Consider the following 26,763-nt stretch of genomic DNA (forward strand, 5'->3'; position numbering starts at 1 on the left):
AAGGGGACGAGATGGCGGACGCCGACGGCTCCGGGCGGCCGGGGCGCGGCAAGGTGCTCGTGGTGGGGATGGACGGGCTGCGCCTCGACCGGCTGCCCCTCTCCCGGCCGCCGGACGGCGGACCCCCGGGCCCGTACCGCCCGCCGTCCACGGCGCCCGTGCTGCACGCCCTCGCGGCCGCGGGCGCCCACGGCAGCAGCCTGCTGCCCTACGGCGAGGCCGACGGACAGGCCGAGGGCGGGCCGTCCACCAGCATGGCCTACACCGACTCCGGTCCCGGCTGGTCGAGCGTGCTGACCGGGGTGTGGCCCGACCGGCACGGGGTGACGGGCAACGACTTCGCCGGCGCCGACTACGCCCGTCACCCCGACTTCCTCAGCCGCGCCGCCGGCGCGCGGCCCGGACTGCGGACGGCGGCCGTGGTGTCCTGGCCGGAACTGGTGCACCGCGGCACCCTGGGCCCCGCGATCGGCCGGCGGGTGGCGTACGACGGCGAGCGCGACGGTTACGCGGAGGCGGACCGCCTGGTCGCCGACACCGCCGTGCGCCGGCTCACCGAGGACGATCCGGACGCGCTGTTCGTGTACTTCGGCGCCACCGACGAGGCCGGTCATGCCGCGGGCCCGCTCGGCCCCGCCTACGACCGGGCCCTGCTCGCCCAGGACGCCCACCTCGGGCGGCTGCTGGACGCCGTGGCCGCCCGGCGCGCGGATCCCGGGCGCGCGGACGAGCGCTGGACGGTCCTGGTCACCACCGACCACGGACATCTCGACCCCGGCGGCCACGGCGGCGCCACCCGCGCCGAGCGGGAGGTCTTCGTCGTCCTCTCCGAGCCCGGAACGCCCGCCGGCACCCGCCTCGACTCACCCCGCCTGATCGACATCGCCCCCACCGTCCTGGACCGGCTCGGCATCCCCCTCGACCCCGCCTGGGGCCTGCCGGGCCGCGCCCTGCCCCGGCCGCCGGCCCCCTCCGCTCCCTCCCCCTCGTCCTCCTCTCCTTCGGAACGGTCATGACCGACGCACTCTTCGCCCTGCGCCCCTGGGAAGCACCCGAGGTGACCTCCTGGGCGCGGCTGCCCATGAACGCCGTGGACCGGCGGGAGGGGGCCCTGTCGCTCGACGGCGGGTGGCGGTTCCAGCTGCTGCCGTCCCCCGACCGGGAGCCCGGTCCCGCCTGGTCCCGGGCCGAACTCCCCGGCTCCTGGGCGCTCCAGGAGCTGGAGGACCCGCCGCAGTACACCAACGTCCGGATGCCGTGGCCCGAGTTCCCGCCGGACTCGCCGCCCGGGAACCCGACCGGGGTGTACGAGCGGGAGGTCACGGTCCCCGCCGACTGGGCCGGACGCCGGATCGTCCTGCAGGTCGGGGCGGCCGAGAGCGTGCTGCTCGTCCATGTCGACGGCCGGCCGGCCGGACTGTCCAAGGACTCCCGGCTGGCCGCCGAGTTCGACCTGTCCGCGCTGGTCCGGCCCGGGGAGCGGGCCACCGTACGGCTCACGGTGGTGAAGTGGTCCGACGCCTCGCACATCGAGGACCAGGACCAGTGGTGGCTCGGCGGGATCACCCGCCCGGTCCTGCTGTACGCCACCGATCCGCTCCACCTCGCGGACGTGAGCGTGCGGGCCCACGCCGACGGGGAGCTGCGGGTGGACTGCCGGGTGCGCGCGGCGGCCGGGACCGGGACGGGCGCGCTGCCCGCCGGGTGGTACGTCAGCGGGGACCTGGACGGCGTCGAGCTGGCCCAGGACCGCGAGTTCGACCGGCTCAACGCCGAGGACGAGCGGGTCTCCGACTTCCTCGGCGAGGCGCGTATGGGCACGGTGGTCCCCGGGGTGCGGACCTGGACCGCTGAGACCCCCGAGCTGTACGGCCTCACGGTCCGGCTGCACCGCGCGGACGGCACGGTCGCCGACACCTCCCGCCACCGGGTCGGCTTCCGCGACGTCGAGATCAGCGGCCGTGACCTGCTGGTCAACGGCGAGCGCGTCTACCTCCGGGGCGTCAACCGGCACGACTTCCACCCGCTGACGGGGCGGACGGTGTCGCGGGAGGACATGCGCGCGGACCTGGTGACGCTGAAGCGGTTCGGCTTCAACGCGATCCGCACCTCGCACTCCCCGGGCGACCCGGCCCTGTACGACCTCACGGACGAACTCGGCTTCTACGTGGTGGACGAGGCGGACATCGAGTCCCACGACCACGCCCACGAGATCGCCGACGACCCACGCTATCTGGGCGCCTTCACGGACCGGGTCTCGCGCATGGTCCTGCGGGACAAGAACCACCCCTCGGTGATCATCTGGTCGCTGGGCAACGAGTCCGACTACGGCGCCAACCACGACGCGGCGGCGGGCTGGGTGCGGCGGCACGATCCGACGCGGCCGGTGCAGTACGAGGGAGCGGCCAAGCTGGACTGGGCGGCGACGGACGACGCCTCCGACATCGCCTGCCCGATGTACGCGCCCATCGAGGACTGTGTGGCGCACGCGCTGTCGGGCGAGCAGACCAGGCCGCTGATCCAGTGCGAGTACTCGCACGCCATGGGCAACAGCAACGGCACGCTGGCCGAGACATGGGCGGCCATCGAGGCCACACCGGGTCTTCAGGGCGGGTTCATCTGGGAGTTCTGGGACCACGGCATCCTCCAGCGTGTGAACGACGGACGACCGGCCGGGCGTGGGGGTGCCGGGCTGTACGAGAACGGGGTCGCCGGACCGGGTCTGCGCTGGGCCTACGGCGGTGACTTCGGCGAGACGGTCCACGACGGCGCCTTCATCGCCGACGGGGTGGTCTTCCCCGACCGCACGCCCAAGCCGGTGATGTTCGAGCACCGGGAGATCGCCGCCCCCGTGCGGCTGTCCGTGGAGGGTGAGGGCACCTGGCGGGTGCTGCGGGTGCACAACCGCCAGCACTTCCGCGACCTGTCGTGGCTGGCCGCCGAGTGGGAGTGCGCGGCGGCCGACGGCGGCACCTGGACCCTGCCGGCCCGGCTGCCCGACGTACCGCCCGGGGGCTCGGCCGTGATCGACCGGCCCGAGCCGGCGGGCGGCGCCGGCGAGATCTGGCTGACGCTGCGGGTGACGACGGCCGCCGACGAGCCTTGGGCGGCGCGCGGCACCGAGGTGTGCTGCCCGCAGGTCCGCTGGTACCCGGCGGAGGAGGGCGAGCCGGTGGTGGGCGCCGAGGAGGACGCCGGGCGCGTCCCGCCGCCGGAGACGGACGAGGCCGGGCTGCTGCTGCACCCGCTGCTCGCCTCCTCGCCCGTCCTGAGCCTGTGGCGGGCCCCGACCGACAACGACGTCCTCGGCGGCATGGCGGAGCGCTGGCGGGCCCTGGGGCTGGACCGCGCCGAGCGCGAACTGGTCGCCGTGGAACGCGCGGGCTCGACCGTGCGGGTGAGGTCCCGGTGGGCGACGGGCGCCGGGGTCGTCGAGCACGAGCAGGCGTGCACGGCCCTGGTGGACGGCCGGGTCCTCGTCGAGGAGACGGCGGTGCTGCCCGAGGAGCTGACGGACGTGGCCCGCGTGGGCACGGTGTTCGAGACCGTGGACGGTTTCGACCAGCTCGCCTGGTACGGGCAGGGCCCCTGGGAGAGCTACCCGGACCGGGCGGCCGGGGCGCCCGTCGGCCACCACGCGGCCCCCGTGGACGCGCTGTTCACCCCCTATCTGCGGCCCCAGGAGAGCGGGGGCCGGCACGGCGTTCGGCACTTCACCCTGTCCGGCGGCGGACACGCCCTGGCGGTACGGCTGGACGGACCCCGGCAGGTCTCGGTCACCCGCCACCGCGCACAGGACCTGACGGCCGCCGCGCACCACGACGAACTGACCCCCAGGCCGGGCTGCGTGGTCCACATCGACGCGGCGCACCGGGGCCTCGGCACGGCCTCCTGCGGGCCCGACACCTCGCCCGCCCACCTCGTCCCCGCGGGCGTCCACCGCTGGTCCTGGACGCTGCGGGCGCTCTGACCCCACCCACGAACCCCTTACGGAGCCACTGTGTGCACCTCGCACGAACCGGGGCAGGAGTCCGCCTGCGCCCACTCGGGCAGACGCAACTTCCTGCGCGCCACGGCCCTGCTGGGCGCGGCGGCGACCGTCGCCCTGCCCACGGCCACGGCCCAGGCGGCGCCGCGGCGCCCGAAGCCCGACCCCGCGAGCCGCCGCTTCACGCTCGCCGTCATGCCCGACACCCAGTACCTCTTCGACGGACCGAGCATCGACCGGGAGCCCGTCGAGGCGTCCCTGAAGTACCTCCTGGAGCACGGTGAGGAGGAGAACATCGTGTTCCTGTCCCACCTCGGCGACCTCACCCAGAACGGCACCGCCGAGGAGACCGCGGCGATCGGCCGGGCGCTGCGGCTGCTGGACCGCAAGGGCGTCGGCTACAGCGTCCTCGCCGGCAACCACGACGTGCGCTCCTCCACCGACGACCAGCGGGGTCCCACCCCCTACCTCGACGCGTTCGGGCCGGACCGCTTCCAGGGGCGGCCCACCTTCGGCGGCGCCTCGCCGGACGGCTACAACACCTTCCATCTGTTCGAGGCGGGCGGCCGGCAGTGGATGGTACTCGCCCTGGACTGGCGGCTGTCGGCGAAGGGGTTCACCTGGGCGGCGGACGTCCTGGCCCGGCACCCGAGGACGCCGGTCGTCCTCACCACGCACGAACTGGTCGACGGCGACGACTCCCTCTCCCCGTACGGGCAGACACTGTGGGACCGGCTGGTCAAGGACCACGACCAGATCTTCCTCACGCTCAACGGGCACTACTGGCCGGCGGCGCGCGCGACGCGGAGGAACACCGCTGACAACGATGTCCATCTGCATCTGACGAACTACCAGAACCGGTACTTCGGCGGCGCGGCGATGATCCGCCTCTACCGTTTCGACCTCGACCGGAACACCATCGACGTGGAGACGGTCTCCCCGTGGATCCTGGGCCGGGCCGCCGAGGGGCTCAACGAGCTGGAGCGGCAGGAGAGCGAACTCTCCGGCGACGCCGACCGGTTCACGGTGGAGATCGACTTCGAGAAGCGGTTCGCCGGTTTCGCGCCGGTGCCCCCGCGGGCGTCGCGGCCGGTGGCGAGGATGCTGATACCGGGAACGGTCGCCTACTGGCGGTTCGACGGCCGGCAGGACGGCGGGACGGTCGGCGGCACCGTCCCGGACCGCTCCGGACGCGGAAACGACCTCACCCTCGTCTCCGTCGGCGGCGGCACGCTCACCTGGTCCGCCGACCACCACCCCGACCAGCCCGGTCACGGCAGCCTGGAGTTCGACGGCGGCAAGCCCCCGCTGAAGGGCGCGTATCTGCGGACGGTGGACGGGGCTCCGCTGAACTCCCTGACCTTCAGGGACGGTTACACCGTCGAGGCGTTCTACCGGCTGCCCGCCGACTGGGACCCCTCGCGCCACGCCTGGGCCGGCATCCTCGGCCGGACCGGCACCGGAGGAGCGGCGGGCAAGACCGCCGACGACCCCGACGAGCCGCTGGCCACGCTGTCGCTGTCGAACGACCGGGAGCCGCAGTGGGCGGTGCGCCCGCTCAACCAGCAGGGCATCGCGACCAACTGGGGGCAGGAAACCCCGCTGGAGACGTGGTGGCACCTCGCCGTCGTCAACGACGGGAAGCACACCACGCTCTACGTCGAGGGCTGCCCGGTCGTGCGCAACCCGAAGGCGTCCGCCGTCGGACTGGCCTCGGTGGGACTGCCGTGGATCCTCGGCGGCTACGAGTACGCCGGGCGGATCGACCAGATCCTGCACGGCCGGCTCGGTGACGTCCGCATCGTCGAACGGGCCCTGCCCGTCAAGTCGTTCATGAACCACTGAGACGCGAAGGGACCCCGATCATGTCCGACCCGTCCGGCCTGTCCGGCACACACGAGCAGCAACTGCCCGCCTGGGCCGACCCGTCCGTCTCCCCCGCCGACCTCGACGCCCAGGGGGTGTCGCGCCGGGGGCTGCTGCGCGGCGCGGGCCTGTTCGGCGCCGCCTTCGCCATGGGCGCCGCGGGCTCCCTGCCGACAGCGGCCGCGGCGAGCCCTCAGCCCTACGGCGGGGAGGACCCGCGCCTCGCCTACCTCGTCGGCGACCACCACATCCACAGCGTCTACAGCCACGACGCCAAGTACACGTTCTCCCAACTGGCCGCCGCGGGCGCCAAGTACGGCCTCGACTGGATGGTGTTCACCGAGCACTCCAACTTCGGGCACGCCGACTTCGGTGCCGCGCTGGAGCACCAGGAGATCCTCCGGGCCCGCGCCGAGAACCCGCGGCAGCTGATCTTCCAGGGGCTGGAGTGGTACATCCCGGCCGCCGAGCACTGCACGGTCTTCACGACCCCCGGGCGGCACGAGGTCGACCTCCTCACCGCCTTCGAGCGGGCCTACGACGGCAAGCTGCTGAACTACACCGACGGTTCCGCGGGCGGCGCGGACACCGCCCGCAACGAGGCGCACGCGGTCGAGGCGATCAAGTGGCTGGCCGAGCAACGGCGTTCGGGCTACGTCGACGATGTGCTGGTCCTCGCCAACCACCCGCTGCGTCTGGGCATCGACTCCCCGCACGAGCTGCGCAACTGGCGGGACGCGGCCCCCGAGATCATGATCGGCATGGAGGGCGCCCCCGGCGCCCAGGGCGCGGCGATCCCCGGCTGGCGGGGAGCCACCTCGATCCGGGGCGAGTACGAGAACAAGCCGTCGGCCCAGTCCTGGCCCGGGTACCCGGCGCAGGCGTTCCTCACCTACGGCGGTTTCGACTGGGCGACGGCGACGGTGGGCGGCCTGTGGGACGCCATGCTGGCCGAGGGCAGGCTGTTCTCGGTCACCACCAACTCGGACGCCCACCGGATCGTCTTCGACACCTGGAAGAACGGCGACTGGCCGGCCGGACGGAACTTCGACAACACCGGCAGACTGCCCGACCCGGTGGACACGGACACCCCGCAGCCCGGCAGCGACTTCTGGCCCGGCCAGTTCAGCCGCACCCATGTGGGCGTCACCCGCTACGGCTACAGCGCGGTGACGCGGGGCCTGCGCGCGGGCCGCGTCTGGGTCGACCACGGCCATCTGCTCGACGGCCTCGACGTCCGCCTGAAGCGCGACCGCAGCCCCGGCCGGGGCGTCACCCTGGGCGGCCGGCTGCGGGTCCGCAAGGGCGAGAAGCTCACCCTGGAGGTGACGGTGACGACCGCGTCCCGCCCCAACGCGCGGGGAATCCTGCCGCGGTTGGCCCACGTGGACGTCGTCCGGGGCGCGGTGCGCGGTCCGGTGGGCGACCGGGACTCCTGGAAGGCCCCGGACACGAGGGTGGTGCACACGAAGGACGTGAGCGGCCGCAAGGGCACGTACACCCTTCGTATCCCGGTCACGGCCGGCGACGAGTCCTTCTACGTCCGGCTGCGCGGCAGCGACGGCAAGCGGAACGGCGCCGGGTACCTGGGCGCCGCCGTGGACCCGCACGGCCCGATCCCGCACGAGCCGGGCGACGGCGACCCGTGGGAGGACACCTGGTTCTACTCCAACCCGGTGTTCGTGGACATCCGTTGAGCATCAGGGCCTGAAGGGTCTGACAGGTGCGTGGGGAGCCGCGGGACCCGGTCCGACGGTCCTGCGGCTCCCCACCCGCACCCCTACGCGTAGAACCGGGACAGGCTCTGGAGCACGGCCGCCGGCTTCGGCGCGCCCTCGATCTCGATCGTGCCGTCGACCGTGATCTGCACGCCGCCCGGCACGTCCTCGACGGAGGCCAGCCTGCCGACCAGCCGGATCTTCGAGCCGACCTTCACCGGCGAGGGGAAACGCACCTTGTTCAGGCCGTAGTTGACCTTGGTCGACACGCCCTCGACATCGAGCAGCTCGGTGAACAGGGGGATGAACAGCGACAGGGTGAGGTAGCCGTGGGCGATCGGCGCGCCGAAGGGGCCCTCGGCCGCCTTCTCGGGGTCGACGTGGATCCACTGGTGGTCCCCGGTCGCGTCGGCGAAGGTGTCGATGCGCTCCTGGGTGACCTCGATCCACTCGCTGGCGCCGAGGTCGCTGCCGGCGAGCTTCTTGAGTTCGTCGATGCCGTTCACGGTGATGCTCATATGACGTTCCTTCACTGGGGGTCGGTGCCGTAGCGCTTGCGCACCCGGGCCTTGAGGAGCTTTCCGGAGGCGGTGCGCGGCAGTTCGTCCGCGATCACCACCGACTTCGGGATCTTGTACTTGGCGAGCCGTCCGGCGAGCGCGGCCAGGACCTCGTCGGCGTCCAGGTCGCAGCCCTCGCGGGGCACGACCACGGCTCGCGGCACCTCGCCCCACTTGTCGTCGGGCACGCCGATGACCGCGCACTCGACGATGTCGGGGTGGGCGAGGAGCTGGTCCTCGATCTCGGCGGGGTAGATGTTCTCGCCCCCGGAGATGATCATGTCCTTGATGCGGTCGACGATGAAGACATAGCCGTCCTCGTCGATCCGGGCCGCGTCCCCGCTGCGGAACCAGCCGTCGGCGAAGACCGCGGCCGTCTCCTCGGGCAGTCCCCAGTAGCCGGGCATGACATGGGGTCCGCGGACCACGACCTCGCCGGGTTCGTCGACGTCCACGGGGGTCATGTCGGGGCGCACGACCCGTACATCGCTGAAGAAGTGCGGTACGCCCGCCGACCCGGCCTTGCTGACGGCGTGCTCGGCGTCCAGGAACAGCGTGCCGGGGGCCGCCTCCGTCATGCCGTAGCCCTGGAGGAAGGTGAGGCCGCGTTGCTGGAACCGGGCGATGAGCGGGGTCGGTACCGGGGAGCCGCCGCAGGAGAGCATCCTGAGCGAGGACAGGTCGGCCTCCGCCCAGCGCGGGTGCCGGGCGATCTGGTCGAACATGGTGGGCACGCCGAACATGAACGTGATCCGGTGGCGTTCGATCAGGTCGAAGGTGGCGTCCGGGACGAAGGACTCGACCAGGACGCAGGTGCCGCCCTTGAGCAGGACGGGCAGGGTGAGCATGTTCAGCCCGGCCGTGTGGAACAACGGGGCGGAGACCAGGGCGCGTTCGTCGGTGATGACGTCCTGGTCGACGAGCACGTTGACGGCGTTCCAGATGATGTTGCCGTGGGTGAGCATCGCGCCCTTGGGGCGGCCCGTGGTCCCCGAGGTGTACATGATGATGCAGGTGTCGTCGGCGGTGACGGGCTGGTCGATCGGCTCGGTCTCGGCCCCCGCGAGCAGCGCCTCGTACTCCGCGCCGGTCTCCACAAACGTCCGTACGTCGGTGCCGTCGCCGGGCAGTCCGGCGACGAGCCCGGTGAACGCGGGCCCGTACACCAGTGCCCTGGCCCCGGAGTCCGCGAGCTGGTAGGCGATCTCGGGGCCCGCGAGGCGGGTGTTGAGCGGGACGAAGACCGCGCCGAGGGTGCCGGCGGCGAACAGCGTCTCCAGGTACGAGGGATGGTTGGGCCCCAGGTAGGCGACCCGGTCGCCGCGGCGGACGCCGGCGGCGCGCAGGGCGTGGGCGAGCCGTGTGGTGCGCTCGTGGAGTTCCCCGTAGGTGATGCTCGTGTCGCCGTGGATCAGCGCGGTGCGCTGCGGCGTCTTGCGGGCCCGGCGGGCCGGCCACGACCCCAGTCCCTCATTGCGCATGTCTGTTCCCCTGTCCGTCCTTGCACATGGGGGTGTCCCTCACGGTCTCGTCATGGCTTCGTCGTGACGGCCACGGTCATGGCTTGGTCAGTCCGAGCAGCCGGGCGGCGTTCTCCTTCAGGATCTTCGGCCTGACCTCGTCCTTGATCGGCAGCTTCTCGAAGTCCGCGAGCCAGCGGTCGGGGGTGAGGACGGGGTAGTCGGAGCCGAAGAGGACCTTGTCCTTGAGCAGAGTGTTCGCGTACTGCACGAGCTGCGGCGGGAAGTACTTCGGCGACCAGCCGGACAGGTCGATGTGCACGCCCGGCTTGTGCGTGGCCACCGCCAGCGCCTCGTCCTGCCAGGGGAAGGACGGGTGCGCCAGGATGATCTTGAGGTGCGGGAAGTCGGCGGCCACGTCGTCGACGTGCAGCGGGTTGGAGTACTTCAGGCGGATGCCGCCGCCGCCCGGGACCCCGGCCCCGATGCCCGTCTGGCCGGTGTGGAAGAGGGCGATCGTGCCCGTCTCCTCGATGACCTCGTACAGGTCGTACGCCACCGAGCGGTCGTTGGGGAAGAAGCCCTGGATGCTGGGGTGGAACTTGAAGCCCTTCACCCCGTACTCCTCGACCAGCCGGCGGGCCCGCTTCACGCCCGCCCTGCCCCGGAAGGGGTCGATGGAGGCGAAGGGGATGAGCACGTCCGCGTTGGCGGCGGCCGCCTCGGCGACCTCCTCGTTGGGGACGGGCTCGGTGCCGGTCGCGGACTCGGCGTCCACCGTGAAGATCACGGCGGCCATCCTCCGCTCGCGGTAGTGGGCGGCCGTCTCCTCCAGGGTGGGCTTCCGCTTGCCCTCGACCTTGAAGTAGGCGGAGGAGGCCTCGTGCAGGTCGTCGTCCAGGGACGCCTTGCCCTTGGAGGACACCTCGGCGTGGGTGTGGACGTCGATCGCGACGAGGTCCTCGACGTTCATGGCCTGGCTCATCACGCCTCCGGGATCTTCGGGGCGGGGACGCCCACGGTCTGCGGCTCGGCGCCCAGCGAGGTCGGCCAGACGTCGGCGAGGGCCTCGGGGGTCCAGCCGCCGTTCGCGTACGCCGCCTTGATCTCCTGCGGGTGCGACCAGAGTGCCACCTTGTCGCCGCCGATGCCGATGGCCTGGCCGGTGACCCCGCGCGCCGCCTCGGAGGCGAGGAAGGGGACGAGGGCCGCGCAGTCCTCGGGGGTGCCGAAGCCCTCGCCCTTGCGCAGGAAGTCCGGGAACGGCTTGCCCTCGCGCAGGGCCTCGACGTACGGGGCGAAGACCGGGATGGTCTCGGTCATCGCGGTGGCGGCGACCGGGACGATCGCGTTGACCGTGATGTTCGCGCGGCCCAGCTCCATGGCCCAGGTGCGGGCGAAGGCCGCGATGCCGGCCTTGGCGGCGGCGTAGTTCGTCTGGCCGAAGTTGCCGCGCTGGCCGGCCGGGGAGCCGACCAGGATCAGGGAGCCGCCCTCGCCCTGCTCGCGCATGCGGATCGCGGCGGCGCGGGCGCAGGTGAAGGTGCCCTTGAGGTGGGTGGTGATCACCGCGTCGAAGTCGTCGTCGGACATCTTCCACAGCACCTTGTCGCGCAGGATGCCCGCGTTGGTGACCAGGACGTCCAGCCGCCCGAACTCCTCCACCGCGCGTGCCACCAGCCGGTCGGCCGCCTCGGTCGTGCCGACCGGGACCACCTCGGCGACGGCCTTGCCGCCGGCCTCGGTGATGGACTTCACGGCCGCCTCGGCCACGGCCTCGTCGATGTCGTTGACGACGACGGAGGCGCCGGCGGCGGCGAGGGCCTGTGCGTAGGCCAGTCCGAGGCCACGGCCACTGCCCGTGACGACGGCGACCTTGCCGGTGAGATCGATGCTGGGCACGAGGGGTCCCTTCGGGTGGGGTGCGACGAAGGGCGCCGGAGGGGCGCCGACTGCGACTGTGGGATCGAAGTTAAGAGCAATAGTTGTTGACGTCAATAGTTGTTGTTCCCCGGGCGTTGCGTCATGCTGGGGCGGTACGCCGTCACGCCCCCTCGCCCGGGGCCTCGACCAGGGAGCCCGCCATCGCCCGCCAGCAGACGCAGAACTCCGCCCCGATCGACGCGCGCGAGCCCTGGATGCGCGGCCTGCACGCCGACACGGGCTATCTGCTGTACCGCCTGGGGATGCGGTCCGGGCAGCTGTTCAACTCCTCCCTCCAGGAGTCGGGGCTGCGGTTGCGGCACTACGCGCTGCTGCGCTTCCTGGCCACGGCCCCGGGGGCGCTCCAGCGGGAGCTGAGCGCGTCGCTCGGCTACGACCCGAGCGCGATCGTCGGTCTGGTGGACGACCTGGAGAAGCTGGGCTTCGCCGAGCGGCGCCCCTCCCCCGACGACCGCCGCAGCCGGATCGTCGTCCTGACCGAGGACGGCCGGTCCTTCCTCCGCGACACCGACGAGGCCGGACAACGCGTCACGAACGACCTGCTGGACCCCCTCGACGCCGACGAGCGTGAGACCCTCCACGTGCTGCTGCAGAAGGTCGCCGAGGCCGGACTGGGGTGACGCCATGCCGATGACCACCGACGCGCTCCCGTGGCCGGGACCCGTACCGCGGCAGCCCTCGCCGACGGGGACCGTGCCCCGGCCGGCCGCGGGCGCCGCCCGCTCCGCGCCGGACCGGCTGCTCGCCGTGCTGGCCGCCTTCGACCACGAGCACCCGGCCCTCACGCTGAGCGCCATCGGCCGCCGGGCCGGGCTGTCGCTGACCACGGCCCACCGGCTGGTCGGCGCGCTCACCGAGTGGGGCGCGCTGGAGCGGGACCCGTCCGGGACCTACCACGTGGGCCTGCGGCTGTGGGAGCTGGCGGCTCTCGCCCCGCGCGGACTCGCGCTGCGCCAGATCGCGCTGCCGTACCTGGAGGACCTGTACGAGGCCACGCACGAGAACGTGCAGCTCGCGGTGCGCGACGGCGACGAGGTCGTCTACATCGAGTGGATCTCCGGGCGTTCGGCCGTCGGCGTCCACATCCGGGTCGGCGGCCGCTGGCCGCTGCACGCCACCGGAGTGGGCCTGGCGCTCCTCGCCCATGGCGACACCGGCTCCCAGGAGACCTACTGCCAGGGGCCGTTGGCCTCCTTCACGCCGTACACCCTCACCGACGCGGCCCGGTTGCGGCGGGTGCTCGCGGAAGTACGGCGTACGGGGGTGGCCGTGAGCAGCCGTCAGGTCACCGAGGACGCGCTGTCGGTGGCCGCGCCGGTGCGCGGGCCGGGCGGCTCGGTCGTCGCGGCCGTGTCGGTGGTGGTGCCGCAGGCGGGCGCCCAGGTGCCCGTGCTGACACCGGCGGTCCGGGTGGCGGCCCGCGGGATCTCCCGCGCCCTGGGCTGGCAGCCGGACGAACCGCGCAGGGGGTCGCTGATCCCGGGCCGGGGCGCGGCCTCGACATGACGTCCGCCCCGCCGCGGGACGGCGGGGCGGACGAGGTCGAACGGGCGGGCCGTACGGATCAGGCCGCCAGGCCCTCGTAGACGGCCGCGAGCATCATGAAGGCACGGTCGTCGGTGAGACCCTCGTCGATCATCTGGTTCATCACGTACGCCACGGACATCCGGGCGTCGAAGTCGACCAGGACGATCGAGCCGCCCCAGCCGGCCCAGAAACAGGTGCGGGGGTTGGGCAGTTGGCCGCCGTTCAGACCGAAGCCCATGCCGTAGCGCATGGGGACGCCGAAGACGTTGTCCGTGCCGTCGAACTGTTCCTCCAGGGCCCGTTCGGCCCCCTTCTCCGACAGCAGCCGGACCCCGCGCGCCGTCCCGCCGCAGGCCAGCAGCGACTGCACGGCGGCGACCGAGCGGGCGTTGCCGTGGCCGTTCGCCGCCGGGATCTCGGCGCGGCGCCAGGCCGTGGCGTTGGCGGAGTCCGCCGGGACGGCCGGGTTGGGCGGCGGGCCGCTCGGGGGCGGGGAGGAGGGCGGCGGGATGATCGGCGCCACCCGGTGGTCGTGCTCGGCGGCGAGCCCGATGTGGAAGTCGGCGCCCAGCGGGCCCGTGACCTCCTCGGCGAGGAAGGTGCCCAGGCTGCGGCCGGTGACCCGGCGGACGATCTCCCCGAGCAGATACCCCTGGGTGACGGCGTGGTAGCCGGCCTGGGTGCCGGGCTCCCAGGCCGGTGCCTGCGCGGCGAGCCGGGAGGTGGCCGTGGACCAGTCGTACAGGTCCTCCAGCGTCGTGGGCGCCTCGAAGCGGGGCAGGCCGGCGGTGTGCGCGAGGACGTGGCTGACCCGTATCCGCTCCTTGCCGGCCGCCGCGAACTCGGGCCAGTACTCCGCCACCGGCGCGTCCAGGTCCAGTACGCCCCGGTCGGCGAGCATCAGCACGCACAGGGCGGTCATCGTCTTGGTGGTGGACCACACGTGCGTGATCGTGTCCCGCTCCCACGGGGTGGTGCGCGCCGCGTCGGCGTACCCGCCCCAGAGGTCGACCACCGGCTCTCCGTCCACGTACACGGCGACCGACGCGCCGACGTCCTTGTCGTCCAGTGAGGCGGAGAGCGCCTGCCGCACCGCGGCGAACCGGTCCGTGCACGTACCGTGAGTGTTGGCCATGAGGGGCAAGGTAACGGGATGCCCCCGTGCGGAGCCATCGAATAAACGCGGCGGTCGACAGGGGCGCCGGCCCTCGCTCAGCCGTGGCCGTCGATGCGCCTCAGGAACGCGCGGGTGCGCTGGTGTTCGGGGTCCGTCATGAGCTTCTCGGGGGTCCCCTCCTCCAGGATCACTCCGTGGTCGAACATGACGAGCCGGTCGGCGGCCGACCGCGCGAACCCCATCTCGTGGGTGACGACGACCATCGTCAGGCCGTCCTCGACCAGCTCCTTCATCACGGTCACGACCTCGCCGACCATCTCCGGGTCGAGCGCGCTGGTGGGTTCGTCGAACAGCATCAGCTCCGGCTTGATCGCGAGGGCGCGGGCGATGGCGACCCGCTGCTGCTGGCCTCCGGACAGGACGGAAGGCCGCGAGGACGCCTTGTGCGCGAGGCCGACCCTGGCCAGCAGGGCGTGCGCCCGCTCCCTCGCCTCGCCCTTCGGCACGCCGAGGACCTTCATCGGGGCGACGGCCACGTTGTCCAGGGCGGTGAGGTGCGGGAAGAGGTTAAAGCGCTGGAAGACGAAGCCGATGCTGCGCCGGCGTTCGGCGATCGTCCTCGGCCGCTCCTCCACCAGGCGGTCCGGGCCGTCCTTGTACCCGACCCGGCGTCCCTGGACGAGGATCTCTCCCGCGTCGATGCTCTCCAGATGGTTGAGGCACCGCAGGAACGTGGTCTTCCCCGAGCCCGACGGCCCGACGACCACCACCACCTCGCGGGCGCGGACGTCCATGGACACACCGTCGAGCACCCGTACGTCGCCGAACGCCTTGACCACCCCGCGCGCCGACAGCACCGCCGACGGATCCGCGGGACCGGCCGGGCCCGTGCGGATCGGTACGACACGGTCGTGCGGGTCGTTCACCCCTGTCGCCCTCGCGATCGGTTCCACGTCAGTACGCCTCCTTGCCCGTGAGTGTGGCTTCCTTGCCCGCGGCCTCGTTCCGCCGGTGCACGGGGCCGGAGCCCCCGCCCCTGCCGCCGCCGACGAACCGCTCCCGCAGGGAGGGGCCGGGAGGCGGGACGGTCCCGGGGTCCGCGAGCCTGCGCTCGATGAACCGCTGGACGAACGACCAGACCGTCGTCAGGGCGAGGTAGTAGCACGCGGCGACGAGGAAGATCTCGAACGTCCTGAAGGTGGCCGAGTTGATCGACTGGGCCGTCAGGAACATCTCCTGCAGCCCGATGACCGACAGCAGCGACGTCGACTTCATCATCAGGTTGAACTCGTTGCCCAGCGGCGGAACGACGATCCGCAGCGCCTGCGGCAGCAGGACCACCCGCATGGTCAGCGAGGGAGTCATACCGAGGGCCTGCGCCGCCTCGGTCTGGCCCCGGTCGATGGCGTCGAGCGCGGCACGGATGATCTCGGCCATGTAGGCGGCCTCGTTCACCGCGAGCGTCAGGACGGCCGCCTGCACGACACCGAGCAGCACGAGGCCGCCCACCTGGACGTCGGTGAACCGGTAGACGCCCGCCGCCGCGAGGCCGTTGTAGACGAGGACCAGCTGAACCAGCAGGGGCGTGCCCCTGATCAGCCAGACGTACGTCCGGCCGCACCAGCGCAGGCCGGCGAACCGGCTGCGCTGGGCCAGCGCGATGACGAGCCCGAGCAGCACACCGAGCGTCTGGGCGACGACCGATATGTAGACGGTGCGCCACAGTCCTTCGAGGAAGATGCCCGAAGGGGACAGCAGATAGTGCCAGAAGAACGGCCAGTCGAAGCCGGCCACCGGTGCCGGACCGGCGAGCAAGGACGTGTCGATCACGTCATCCCTCTCCCTGCTTGGGTGCGGACGCGGGCGGGGTGCTAACCGGCGATGTCGTCGCCCGTCAGGTTCCACTTCTTGAGGATGGCGGCGTACGCGCCGTCCTTCCGGAGGGCGGCGAACGCCTTCGTGAGGGCGTCGTGCAGCGCGGTGTCGCCCTTGCGGGTCGCGGCACCCACCTTGATGCGGTTGAAGGGCTCACCGGCGAGTGCGAAGGTGCCCGGCTGCTGCTTCATCACGTAGGCGGCGGTCTCCAGGGTCGTCCCGTAGCTGTCGACCAGGCCGAGGCGCAGCTGCTGCAGGGCGTCGGTGTCCTTGTTGAACAGCCGGATGTCGACCTGTCGCCTCCCGTCCGCCCGGCACTTCTTCGACTGGGCGGCGAGATGGTCGGCGACGGTCGTACCCGTCTGGGCCGCCGCCTTCTTGCCGCACAGGTCGGCCACGCCCTTGATGCCCTCGCCCTTCTCGGCGGACACGACAAGGGTGTTGGAGGCGTACATGTACGGGACGAAGTCCACCACCTTCTCCCGCTCGGGCTTGATGTAGAGCTGGGTGATGATCGCGTCGCACTGCTCGGCCTGCAGCGCGGGGATGATGCCGTTGAACGCGGTGTTGGCCCAGTTCGCCTTGACGCCGAGCCGCTGCGCGAGCGCGTCGCCGAGTTCGATCTCGGCGCCCACCGGCTTCTGCGCCGCGTCGTAGTAGGTCAGCGGCGGCGCGCTGATGTCCGAGCAGTAGGTGATCTGCCCGTCCTTCACGAGGGTCCCCGCGGGCAGGTCGACCACGGGCGAGGGCGCGGACGAGGCCGCGGTCCCGGCGGCGCCGCCGCACCCGGCGAGCACGGCCGTGGCCGCGACGGCGGCACAGGCCGCCGGGAGTGTCGTACGACTGGCACGACGGAACGATCTTGCCATTGCCGGCCTCCTTCAGGGATTCACCGTGGTTGCGTGGGCTCTTAGTCAATGCGATAGTCGATGACGTTGACTATGTAGGGAAGCTAGGGCGGGCGCTCGGAAGCTGTCAAGGAATCTCCCGTAACAGGGCGGTTAACGACCATCTGCCGCGGGCGCTGGGGAAGGGAACCATGTCCGTACTCACCGAGCGTCGGCTCTCCGCCTCGGGCGGCGAATGGGCCGTCGCGACACCGCACTCGACGGCGAGCGACGCCGCGGCCGACGTCCTGCGCGGTGGGGGCAACGCGGTGGACGCCGCGCTCGCGGCCGCCGCCATGCTGACCGTCGTCTACCCCAACCAGTGTTCGGTCGGCGGCGATCTCCTGGCGCTCGTGGGCACGGCCGACGGCGAGGTCCGTTTCGTCAACGCCGGCGGCCGGGCACCGCGGGCCGTCGACGTGCGGGAGCTGGCCGACCGGTACGAGCGGATGCCCGTCCTCGGCGCGCTCCCGGTCACCGTCCCCGGCGCGGTGGCCGGCTGGGCCGCGCTCGCCGAAGCCTGGGGGACCCGTCCGCTCGCGGCGGCGCTCGCCCCCGCCGAGGCGGCCGCCCGCGAGGGCGTGCCCGTCGCCCCCGGGCTGGCTCTGGACCTGCGCAGGGAACGCCACGTCCTGGCCCGCGACCCCGGGATGCTGGGCGTGTTCTTCGCCGAGGGAGACGTCCTGGCGGCGGGCCGGACCCTGCGGCAGCCCGCCCTCGCCCGTACGCTCGCGTCGATCGCCGCGCAGGGACCGTCCGCCCTGTACGGCGGGGACGTGGGCCTGAGCCTGGTGAAACTGCTCGCCGGGCACGGCTCGGCCATGACGGTCGAGGATCTCACCGAGCACAGGGTCCGGCTGTCGGGAACCCACGGCGCGGTGTACGACGGCGTCGAGTACCTCTCCGGCGGCGACAACTCCCAGGGCCTGTACTTCCTCCAGGGCCTGCGCGCGCTCGACGTGGTGCGCGCGGTGCGCGGGACGCTCGACCCGCTGGGCCGCGACGCGGGGGTGGTGGCGTCCGTGCTCGCCCAGGCCGCCGCCGACCGCGACAGCTTCTGCTGCGACCCGGAGTGGGAGGAGGCCGCCCCTGCCGAGGAGTTGCTGTCGGCCCCGTACGTGCGACGCGTCGCCGAGCGGGCCCTGGCGGGCACACCGGTCGAACTGCTGGGCCGGCCGAAGGCGTCCGGCGACACCGTCGCCGTCGTCGTCACCGACCGCGACGGCACCTGGGTCTCCCTGATCCAGAGCGTGTTCCACTGCTTCGGTGCCGGGCTGCTCGATCCCGGCACCGGTGTCGTCCTGCACAACCGGGGTGCGTCGTTCTCGCTGGACCCGACGTCACCGAACCGGCTCGCCGGCGGCAAGCGTCCCCTGCACACCCTGATGCCGGTCCTGGTCCGGGAGACCGGCACGCTCGTCGGCGCGCACGGCGTCATGGGCGGTCGCGCGCAGCCGCAGGTGCACACCCATCTCGCCCTGCAGCTGGCCGCCGGCGCCTCCCCGGGGCGTGCCGTGTCGGCGCCGCGCTGGGTCCTCGGGGCCATGGAGGCCGGGGTCGCGGAGGGAGCGGGCACCGTCAAGGCGGAGCGGGACGTGCCCCGCGCGGGCGTCGGCGCGATCGAGGGCGCGGGCTTCGCCGTCGACCTGATCGGCACGCACGACGACGGTGTGGGGCACGGCCAACTGGTCCGCCGGACGGACGACGCCACCGGTCCGCGTCTGCTGGCGGCCACCGACCCGCGGGCGGACGGCTCGGCCGTCGCGGGCTGACCGGGGCGGTCCCGGTGCACCACTATGGAGGAGAACCGACATGGGGAAGGACCTATGACGACCAGTGACGCCGGTACGGGCAAGGCCACACGCCGGCCCCGGCTGCCCCGCGGCACCCTGAGCCAGGAGACCATCGTCCAGGCCGCGTTCCGGGTGGCCGACTCGTCCGGCATGGACAAGCTGACGTTCTCGGCGCTCGGCCGCGAGCTGAGCGCTCATCCGACGGCGATCTACCGGCACTTCCGCAACAAGGACGAGCTGTTGCTGGCCCTCATCGACGCCCTGCACGAGGAGGCGCTGGCGCACACGCCTCCACCGACGGACGACTGGGCCCACGATCTGATGCAGATCGCGGTCCACACCCACCGGGCGTTCCTCCGGCACCCCCGGGTGGGCGCCCTCGCGGCCGCGCGCACCGCCCGCCGGGAGAACGAGTTCCGTACCGTGGAACGGAAGCTGGACTGCATGCGCCGCGCGGGTCTCGACGACGAGGACACGGCCCGCTACTACCGCGTCTTCGCCGATCTGGTGCTGTCCTACAGCGCCATGGACGCGAGTCTGGCGTCCCTGTCCCCCGAGATCCGGGACGCGGATCTCCGGGCGTGGAAGACGGACTACCTCAACCTGCCGCCCGAGAAGTTCCCCCACATCGCCCGACTGGCCCCGCGCTTCAAGGCGTTGGACGACCCCGAGAACTTCGTCACCGCCGTCCGGGCGGTCATCGACACCATCCGGGCGAAGGCGGACGCGCGGGCGTAGGGGCGGCCGCCGGGGCGCGCCGGACGCCGGGACCCGACAGGGCATCCCGCGCCCCGCGAGGACCCGCCCCGCGGCACCCCTCGCGGGTTCCGCGGCGCCTCGCGGGTTCCACGGCACCTCGCACGTCCCGCTGCGCCCCTCGCGGGTCCCGCCGCCCCCTCGCCGGTTCCCACCGCACCTCGCAGGTCCCGGCTGCACTTCGCGGGTTCCGCCGCGCCTCTCGCGGGTTCCGCCGCGCCTCTCGCGGGTCCCGCCGCCCCCTCGCCGGTCCCGCCGCACCTCGCAGGTCCCGGCTGCACTTCGCGGGTTCCGCCGCGCCTCTCGCGGATCCCTCGGCACCCCTCGCCGGTTCCCACCGCACCCGCACGCCCCGCCGCGCGCCTCGCGGGTCCCGCCGCACCTCGCACGTCCCGCCGCGCCCGCGCGGTCACGGGACCTCGCCGTGCGGTGCGTGCGGCTCGGAGCTCTTCGCCGACGAGCTCGTCGACACGCTGCCCCGGGGGCGGCCCCGGCCCGCGGCCACTCCCCGGGCCGGCTCACTCCGTCCTTCACCGGGGAGCGGCCGGCGTTCACATCGGGTCGGCACACCGGCGCCCCGGTGCGACCTGCCAGGTCGTCCACCGCGAGGCTCCGTGCCGCCCACCCCCGGACGCGCTTCTGCCCTGATGTGAACGCCGGATCCCCCTCGCGGAAAAGAGGTGAACTCGGCCCGCGCGCAAGGACTTTCTCCGCTTCAACTCTTGACGACGGCAGCGCCGCAGCGCACATTGACCGCACGCTCCGCATCTGAGAGCGCTCTCAGGACGGGACTCCACGGAGCGCTCCCCCCACCCGCGCACGTCACTCCGTACACCCGAAGAGGCCGCTATGAGTGAACCCTCCGGCACACCCCTCGGACGTCGCCGCCCGCTCAGGCGCGTGTTCCTCGCCATGGCCGGCGCGCTGGCGCTGGCCACGGCGTGGGCGACGACCGCGCAGGGCGCCGCCCCCACACCGCCCGCAGGCTGGACCCAGGTCTTCGTCGACGACTTCAACGGCACCGCCGGCACCGGCGTCAACACCTCCAACTGGCAGTACGCCACCGGGACTTCGTACCCCGGAGGCCCTGCCAACTGGGGCACCGGCGAGGTCGAGACCATGACGAACAGCACCAGCAACGTCTCGCTCGACGGCAACGGCAACCTGCGCATCACCCCGGTCCGCGACGCGGCGGGCCGGTGGACCTCCGGCCGGATCGAGACCAACCGCACCGACTTCCAGCCCCCGGCGGGCGGGAAGCTGCGGGTCGAGGCACGGCTGCAGATGCCGAACGTCACCGGCACGGCCGCCGAGGGCTACTGGCCGGCCTTCTGGATGCTGGGCGCCCCCTACCGGGGCAACTACCAGAACTGGCCGAGCGTCGGCGAGCTGGACATCATGGAGAACGTGCAGGGCCGCAACCAGGTCTGGGCCACGATCCACTGCGGCACCAACCCCGGCGGTCCGTGCAACGAGACGACCGGCATCGGCAACTCCACCGCCTGCCCGGGCACGACCTGCCAGTCCGGGTTCCACACGTACACCATGGAGTGGGACCGGTCGGTGACCCCCGAGACGATCCGCTTCTCGGTCGACGGCACCCAGTTCCACTCGGTCAACGCGAACCAGGTCGACGCGACCACGTGGACCAACGCGACCGACCACGGGTTCTTCATCATCCTGAACGTGGCGATGGGCGGCGCGTTCCCGGACGCGTTCGGCGGCGGCCTGGACGGCGACACCCGCTCCGGTGTCCCCATGGTCGTCGACTACGTCCAGGTGCTGTCGGCCGGCGGCGGCACCACCACCCCTCCCCCGACGGGCACACGTGACGCGTACAGCACCATCCAGGCCGAGTCGTACAACGGCCAGAGCGGCACCCTCACCGAGACCACGACCGACACCGGCGGCGGTCAGAACATCGGCGCGCTGGCCCATGGCGACTGGGCGCTCTTCCAGAACGTGAACTTCGGCTCCACCGGCGCGACACAGTTCGTCTCCCGGGTGGCCTCCGGCGCCAACGCGGGGGTGAGCGGTCTGGTCGAGGTCAGGATCGACAGCCGGGCGAACGCGCCGGTGGGCAGTTTCTCGATCGCCAATACCGGGGGCTGGCAGTCCTGGCGGACGGTCCCCGCGAACATCAGCCGGGTGACCGGCACCCATGACGTCTATCTGACCTTCACCAGCGGCCAGCCACAGGACTTCGTGAACGTGAACTGGTTCACCTTCGGCCGCTGAGCGGCCGGTCGGCCCGTACCGGGAAGGGGCTCCGCGCATCGGCGCGGAGCCCCTTCGCCGTGCGGGGCCGGGGTGGTGCCGATGCCGTCGGCGGAGTGGTTCGAGGAACAGACGCGCGAATGTCGCGCGCCTGTGCTGCCGCCGTCCGTGCGGGCCCGCGTGGCGGTCGAGGCGGGGATCGGTCCGACCTGGTACCGCTACGTCGGTGACCACGGCCCCGCATCGTCTCTCTCGCACACTTCGGCGCCTCCTGCGGCGCGGAGACGCTGTTCGCCGCGTACGGCTTCACCTCCGAGCACGTCGTCGCCGCCGCGCGGGAATCACTCGCCGCCGTTCGCGGTTGACGCGAGCGCCTGAAGGAAGATGATCATTGTGAGCACCGAACCAGCCGTGACGGCCCTCGTCGCGGATCCTCTGACGCGCCTCGCCGACGAGGGCGTCTCCGTCTGGCTCGACGGTTTCTCCCGTACCCACATCGCCTCCGGCGGCCTCGCGAAGCTCGTCGAGAAGCGGCACGTCGTCGGGGTGACGGCCGACCCGTCCGTCCTCCGGGCCGCGATCGGCTCCGCGGAGGGTTATGAGGACCAGCTCGACGACCTCGCCGTGCGCGGGGTGGCGGCCGACGAGGCCGTCCGGATGATGACGGCCGCCGACGCGCGCGCCGCCGCCGACGTGCTGCGCCCGGTGTACGAGGCGACGGCGGGGCGGGACGGCCGGGTGTCCGTCCCGGTCGACCCCCGGGCGGCCCACGACGGTGCCGCGACCGTCGCCGAGGCCGAGCGGCTGGTCCGGCTCGTCGACCGCCCCAACGTGATGGTCGGGATCCCGGCGACGAGGGCGGGCCTCGGGGCGATCACCGAGGTCGTCGGGCTCGGGATCAGCGTCGCCGCCACGGCGGTCTTCTCGCTGGAACGCCACTACGAGGTGATGCACGCCTATCTGGCGGGCCTGGAGCAGGCGCGGGCGGCGGGCCTGGACCTGTCCGCCGTCCACTCCGTCGCCTCTCTCTGCGTCTCGCCTCTGGACGCCGAGATCGACGAGCGGCTGACGCTGCTCGGCACGCGGGAGGCACGGGAGCTGCGGGGCCGCGCCGGGCTCGCCCACGCGCGGCTGGCCCATGAGGCGTACGAAGAGATGTTCGGCAAGGCCGACGGCACCCGGCAGCCGGGCAGCCGCTGGACCGCCCTCGCCGGGGCCCGCGCCAACGAGCAGCGCCTGCTGTGGGCCTCCACGGCCGTGACGAACCCCGCCCACCGGGACACCCGGTACGTGGAGGAGCTGGTCGCGCCCGGCACCGTCAGCGCGATGACCGGGGCCACGCTCGACGCCGTCGCCGAACGGGGCGTCGTCCGTGGGAACACGGTGAACGGCGGGTACACACAGGCCCGTGCGGATCTCGCGGCCGTGGAAGGGCTGGGTGTCTCCTGCGTGGAGGTCGTGGGGATGGTGGAGAAGCAGGGCGTCGCCGCGTTCGGGGCGGCGTGGCAGGACCTGTCGGACGTGGTGGCGAAGTCGTTGAACAGCAGAGGAGTTGATGGGGAATGACCGCCGAGTGGCTCAACCCGCTCCGGGACGCGGAGGACCGCCGGCTCCCCCGGATCGCGGGCCCGTCGGGGCTCGTCATCTTCGGGGTGACCGGTGACCTGTCCCGCAAGAAACTGATGCCGGCCGTGTACGACCTGGCCAACCGGGGCCTGCTGCCGCCGGGCTTCTCGCTCGTGGGCTTCGCGCGCCGGGACTGGGAGGACGAGGACTTCGCGCAGATCGTGCACGACGCGGTCCGCGAGCACGCCCGTACCGAGTTCCGTGAGGAGGTCTGGCAGCAGCTCGCCGAGGGGATGCGGTTCATCCCCGGCGACTTCGGCGACGACGAGGCGTTCAAGCGGCTGCGCGAGGCCGTCGAGGAGCTGGACGGCTCCCGGGGCACGGGCGGCAACTTCGCGTTCTATCTCTCGGTGCCGCCGAGCATGTTCCCGAAGGTGGTCAAGCAGCTCAAGAAGCACGGGCTGGCCAGTCCGCCCGAGGGGTCCTGGCGGCGCGCGGTCATCGAGAAGCCGTTCGGTCACGACCTGGCCAGCGCCCGCGAGCTGAACGCGGTCCTGCACGACGTGTTCGACCCCGAGCAGGTCTTCCGCATCGACCACTACCTCGGCAAGGAGACCGTCCAGAACATCCTGGCGCTCCGCTTCGCCAACCAGATGTACGAGCCCCTGTGGAACCGCAGTTACGTCGACCACGTGCAGATCACGATGGCCGAGGACATCGGCATCGGCGGCCGCGCCGGGTACTACGACGGCATCGGCTCGGCGCGTGACGTCATCCAGAACCACCTCCTGCAGCTGCTGGCCCTGACCGCCATGGAGGAACCGGCCGCGTTCGACGCGGAGTCGCTGCTGACCGAGAAGCTGAAGGCGCTCAGGGCCGTACGGCTGCCGGAGGACCTGGGCCGGCACACCGTGCGCGGACAGTACGCGGCCGGCTGGCAGGGCGGTGAACAGGTGCCCGGCTATCTGGAGGAGGACGGCATCGACCCCTCCTCGACGACGGACACCTACGCGGCGGTCAAGCTCGGCATCGACAACCGGCGCTGGGCGGGGGTGCCCTTCTATCTGCGGACCGGCAAGCGGCTGGGCCGCCGGGTGACGGAGATCGCGGTGGTCTTCCAGCGTGCCCCGCACTCCCCGTTCGACTCCACCGCCACCGAGGAGCTGGGGCAGAACGCGGTGGTCGTCCGGGTGCAGCCGGACGAGGGGATGACCGTGCGCTTCGGTTCGAAGGTGCCGGGTACCTCGATGGAGATCCGGGACGTCACCATGGACTTCGCGTACGGCGAGTCGTTCACCGAGTCCAGCCCGGAGGCGTACGAACGGCTGATCCTGGATGTGCTGCTCGGCGACGCCAACCTCTTCCCCCGCCACCAGGAGGTGGAGGAGTCCTGGAAGATCCTCGACCCGATCGAGGAGTACTGGGCCAAGCACGGCAGGCCCGCGCAGTACGCCTCGGGCAGCTGGGGCCCACAGGAAGCGGACGAGATGCTCGCACGAGACGGACGGAGCTGGCGCAGGCCATGAAATTCGACCTGACGGACACCACGGCAAGCAAGATCAACAAGGCCCTGGTGCAGGGCCGCAGGGCCATCGGCACACCCGCCGTGGGCATGGTCCTCACGATGGTGATCGTGACGGACGAGGAGAACGCGTACGACTCGATCAAGGCGGCCGAGGAGGCCTCGCACGAGCACCCTTCGCGCACCCTGGTCGTCATCAAGCGGCACGCCCGCACCCCGAAGGACCGCACCAAGTCGCACCTGGACGCCGAGGTTCGGGTCGGCGCCGACGCGGGCACCGGCGAGACGGTCGTGCTGCGGACGTACGGCGAGGTGTCCGACCACGCCGACTCCGTGGTCCTGCCGCTGCTGCTGCCGGACGCGCCGGTGGTGGTGTGGTGGCCGGTGGACGCGCCGGAGAACCCGGCGAAGGACCCGCTCGGCGCGCTGGCCCAGCGCCGGATCACCGACATGTACGCCGTGGAGTCCCCGCTCGCCGCCCTGGAGCAGCGCAGCGCCTCCTACACGCCGGGCGACACCGATCTCGCCTGGACCCGGCTGACGCCGTGGCGTTCCATGCTGGCGGCCGCCCTCGACCAGGCCAAGGAGACCATCACCTCGGCCGCCGTGGAGAGCGAGGCCGACAACCCGAGCGCCGAACTGCTGGCCCGCTGGCTGGAGGCCCGGCTCGGCGTGTCCGTCGAGCGGGTCCTGACCGCCGGGCCGGTGGTGACGGGCGTCCGCCTCGGCACCGCCCGGGGCGAGGTCGTCATCGACCGCCCCGAGGGCCCGCTCGCCACGCTCACGCTGCCGGGCCAGCCGTCCCGGACCCTCGCGTTGAAGGTGCGGCCCACCTCCGAGCTGATCGCCGAGGAACTGCGGCGCCTGGACGCCGACGAGATGTACGCCGTCGCCCTGCGCGGCGGCGGGAGCACCGACGACAAGCCCGTCCGAAACGTTTCCGACGCTCAGGGAGAAGTGAACTGACATGGCACCGATGCAGCTGGGTCTGATCGGTCTCGGCAAGATGGGCGGCAACATGCGCGAGCGGATCCGCCGCGCGGGCCACACCGTCATCGGCTACGACCGCAACCCCGACGTCTCCGACGTGGGCAGCCTCGCCGAACTGGTCGAGCGCCTCGACGGCAGTCCGCGCACCGTCTGGGTGATGGTCCCGGCCGGCGGTGCCACCCAGTCCGTCATCGACGAACTGGCGGAGCTGCTGTCGCCGGGCGACACGGTCGTCGACGGCGGCAACTCCCGCTGGACGGACGACGAGAAGCACGCCGCCGAGCTGGGTGCGAAGGGCATCGGCTTCGTCGACGCCGGTGTCTCGGGCGGCGTGTGGGGGCTCCAGAACGGCTACGCCCTGATGGTGGGCGGCGACGAGAAGCACGTGGAGCGGCTCCAGCCGATCTTCGAGGCCCTCAAGCCGGAGGGGCCGTACGGGTACGTCCACGCGGGCAAGGTGGGCGCCGGGCACTTCTCCAAGATGGTCCACAACGGCATCGAGTACGCCATGATGCAGGCGTACGCCGAGGGTTGGGAGCTGCTGGAGAAGGTCGACTCGGTGACGAGCGTGCGCGAGGTGTTCCGGTCCTGGCAGGAGGGGACCGTCATCCGGTCCTGGCTGCTGGACCTCGCCGTCAACGCGCTCGACGACGACGAGCACCTGGCGAAGCTGCGCGGCTACGCCGAGGACTCCGGCGAGGGACGCTGGACCGTGGAGGCCGCCATCGACCACGCGGTGCCGCTGCCGGCGATCACCGCCTCGCTGTTCACGCGCTTCGCCTCCCGTCAGGACGACTCCCCCCAGATGAAGATGATCGCCGCGCTGCGCAACCAGTTCGGAGGTCACGCGGTCGAGGCGACCGAGTAGGCGCCTGGCACGACAGCAGGACGTTCCCCGCGCACCCCTCGGGGCGCGGGGAACGTCCTGCTCCCCCCGGCCGCCGACGGCCGGGGCCGGGGACCACGCGTGGTTGACA

Annotated in this window: 21 protein-coding genes and 1 pseudogene; 14 read left to right on the forward strand and 8 right to left on the reverse strand. The window is 72.4% G+C overall.

What is annotated here, in order from left to right; translation table 11 throughout:
- Positions 1-11 precede the first annotated feature (11 nt).
- Genes PYR72_RS11365 through PYR72_RS11380 form a run of 4 tightly spaced genes read left to right on the forward strand, consistent with a single transcriptional unit; the run spans position 12 to position 7,551 of the window.
- A complete protein-coding gene (locus PYR72_RS11365; RefSeq protein ID WP_275455214.1) occupies positions 12-1,016 on the forward strand; it encodes an alkaline phosphatase family protein in 1,005 nt (334 codons plus the stop codon).
- A complete protein-coding gene (locus PYR72_RS11370) occupies positions 1,013-3,970 on the forward strand; it encodes a glycoside hydrolase family 2 TIM barrel-domain containing protein (protein WP_275455215.1) in 2,958 nt (985 codons plus the stop codon). The genes PYR72_RS11365 and PYR72_RS11370 overlap by 4 nt, the downstream gene beginning before the upstream one ends.
- 30 nt (positions 3,971-4,000) lie before the next feature.
- Positions 4,001-5,833, forward strand: a complete 1,833-nt coding sequence (locus PYR72_RS11375; RefSeq protein ID WP_275455216.1) for a LamG-like jellyroll fold domain-containing protein — start codon at positions 4,001-4,003, stop codon at positions 5,831-5,833.
- Positions 5,834-5,853: 20 nt separating this feature from the next.
- Entirely contained in the window at positions 5,854-7,551 is a 1,698-nt protein-coding gene (locus PYR72_RS11380) for a PHP domain-containing protein (protein WP_275455217.1), read from the forward strand.
- Between the two features lie 83 nt (positions 7,552-7,634).
- On the opposite strand, the gene PYR72_RS11385 is transcribed toward PYR72_RS11380, so the two are convergent.
- From PYR72_RS11385 to PYR72_RS11400, 4 genes are all read right to left on the reverse strand, one after another.
- On the reverse strand, positions 7,635-8,090 hold the full coding sequence (locus PYR72_RS11385) for a MaoC family dehydratase (RefSeq protein ID WP_275455218.1): 456 nt from the start codon (positions 8,088-8,090) through the stop codon (positions 7,635-7,637).
- Between the two features lie 11 nt (positions 8,091-8,101).
- A complete protein-coding gene (gene menE / locus PYR72_RS11390) occupies positions 8,102-9,613 on the reverse strand; it encodes an o-succinylbenzoate--CoA ligase (protein ID WP_275455219.1) in 1,512 nt (503 codons plus the stop codon).
- 76 nt (positions 9,614-9,689) lie between these two features.
- Positions 9,690-10,565, reverse strand: coding sequence for an amidohydrolase family protein (locus PYR72_RS11395; RefSeq protein WP_275460383.1), 876 nt, complete (start codon positions 10,563-10,565; stop codon positions 9,690-9,692).
- Between the two features lie 11 nt (positions 10,566-10,576).
- The gene (locus tag PYR72_RS11400) at positions 10,577-11,494 is read right to left on the reverse strand and encodes an SDR family oxidoreductase (protein ID WP_275455220.1); all 918 of its coding nucleotides are present in this window, start codon (positions 11,492-11,494) and stop codon (positions 10,577-10,579) included.
- A 236-nt stretch (positions 11,495-11,730) separates the two neighbouring features.
- Here PYR72_RS11400 and PYR72_RS11405 point away from each other — a divergent pair, with 236 nt between their 5' ends.
- Positions 11,731-12,156, forward strand: a complete 426-nt coding sequence (locus tag PYR72_RS11405) for a MarR family transcriptional regulator (protein ID WP_275460384.1) — start codon at positions 11,731-11,733, stop codon at positions 12,154-12,156.
- Between the two features lie 4 nt (positions 12,157-12,160).
- Complete coding sequence (locus PYR72_RS11410) at positions 12,161-13,042, forward strand: IclR family transcriptional regulator (RefSeq protein WP_275455221.1); 882 nt, start codon at positions 12,161-12,163, stop codon at positions 13,040-13,042.
- A gap of 58 nt (positions 13,043-13,100) precedes the next feature.
- Here the strand turns inward: PYR72_RS11410 and PYR72_RS11415 are convergent, their stop codons facing one another.
- The 4 genes from PYR72_RS11415 to PYR72_RS11430 all read right to left on the reverse strand — a co-directional run bounded on the left by PYR72_RS11415 (position 13,101) and on the right by PYR72_RS11430 (position 16,924).
- Positions 13,101-14,198 (reverse strand): serine hydrolase domain-containing protein, encoded by a 1,098-nt coding sequence (locus PYR72_RS11415; RefSeq protein WP_275455222.1) that lies wholly within the window; start codon positions 14,196-14,198, stop codon positions 13,101-13,103.
- 77 nt (positions 14,199-14,275) lie between these two features.
- Positions 14,276-15,076 (reverse strand): amino acid ABC transporter ATP-binding protein, encoded by an 801-nt coding sequence (locus PYR72_RS11420; protein ID WP_275460385.1) that lies wholly within the window; start codon positions 15,074-15,076, stop codon positions 14,276-14,278.
- A 58-nt stretch (positions 15,077-15,134) separates the two neighbouring features.
- Positions 15,135-16,010 (reverse strand): amino acid ABC transporter permease, encoded by an 876-nt coding sequence (locus tag PYR72_RS11425; RefSeq protein ID WP_275455223.1) that lies wholly within the window; start codon positions 16,008-16,010, stop codon positions 15,135-15,137.
- 41 nt (positions 16,011-16,051) lie between these two features.
- Positions 16,052-16,924, reverse strand: coding sequence for an ABC transporter substrate-binding protein (locus PYR72_RS11430; RefSeq protein ID WP_275455224.1), 873 nt, complete (start codon positions 16,922-16,924; stop codon positions 16,052-16,054).
- Positions 16,925-17,094: 170 nt separating this feature from the next.
- Between PYR72_RS11430 and PYR72_RS11435 the strand changes: the two genes are divergently transcribed.
- The 8 genes and pseudogenes from PYR72_RS11435 to gnd all read left to right on the forward strand — a co-directional run bounded on the left by PYR72_RS11435 (position 17,095) and on the right by gnd (position 26,654).
- Complete coding sequence (locus PYR72_RS11435) at positions 17,095-18,714, forward strand: gamma-glutamyltransferase (protein ID WP_275455225.1); 1,620 nt, start codon at positions 17,095-17,097, stop codon at positions 18,712-18,714.
- A 54-nt stretch (positions 18,715-18,768) separates the two neighbouring features.
- The gene (locus PYR72_RS11440; protein ID WP_275455226.1) at positions 18,769-19,473 is read left to right on the forward strand and encodes a TetR/AcrR family transcriptional regulator C-terminal domain-containing protein; all 705 of its coding nucleotides are present in this window, start codon (positions 18,769-18,771) and stop codon (positions 19,471-19,473) included.
- 867 nt (positions 19,474-20,340) lie between these two features.
- Positions 20,341-21,729, forward strand: a complete 1,389-nt coding sequence (locus PYR72_RS11445; RefSeq protein ID WP_275455227.1) for a glycoside hydrolase family 16 protein — start codon at positions 20,341-20,343, stop codon at positions 21,727-21,729.
- A 72-nt stretch (positions 21,730-21,801) separates the two neighbouring features.
- Positions 21,802-22,073: pseudogene (locus PYR72_RS11450) on the forward strand (transketolase); the annotation flags it as partial.
- Between the two features lie 19 nt (positions 22,074-22,092).
- Entirely contained in the window at positions 22,093-23,274 is a 1,182-nt protein-coding gene (gene tal / locus PYR72_RS11455) for a transaldolase (protein ID WP_275455228.1), read from the forward strand.
- A complete protein-coding gene (zwf, locus tag PYR72_RS11460; RefSeq protein ID WP_275455229.1) occupies positions 23,271-24,800 on the forward strand; it encodes a glucose-6-phosphate dehydrogenase in 1,530 nt (509 codons plus the stop codon). The genes tal and zwf overlap by 4 nt, the downstream gene beginning before the upstream one ends.
- Positions 24,797-25,762: a glucose-6-phosphate dehydrogenase assembly protein OpcA gene (opcA, locus tag PYR72_RS11465; protein WP_275455230.1), complete on the forward strand. Its 966-nt coding sequence runs from the start codon at positions 24,797-24,799 to the stop codon at positions 25,760-25,762. The genes zwf and opcA overlap by 4 nt, the downstream gene beginning before the upstream one ends.
- A 10-nt stretch (positions 25,763-25,772) precedes the next feature.
- A complete protein-coding gene (gnd, locus tag PYR72_RS11470; RefSeq protein ID WP_275460386.1) occupies positions 25,773-26,654 on the forward strand; it encodes a phosphogluconate dehydrogenase (NAD(+)-dependent, decarboxylating) in 882 nt (293 codons plus the stop codon).
- Positions 26,655-26,763 lie beyond the last annotated feature (109 nt).

The sequence above is a fragment of the Streptomyces sp. VNUA24 genome (assembly GCF_029167005.1).
Taxonomy (GTDB): Bacteria; Actinomycetota; Actinomycetes; order Streptomycetales; family Streptomycetaceae; genus Streptomyces; species Streptomyces scabiei.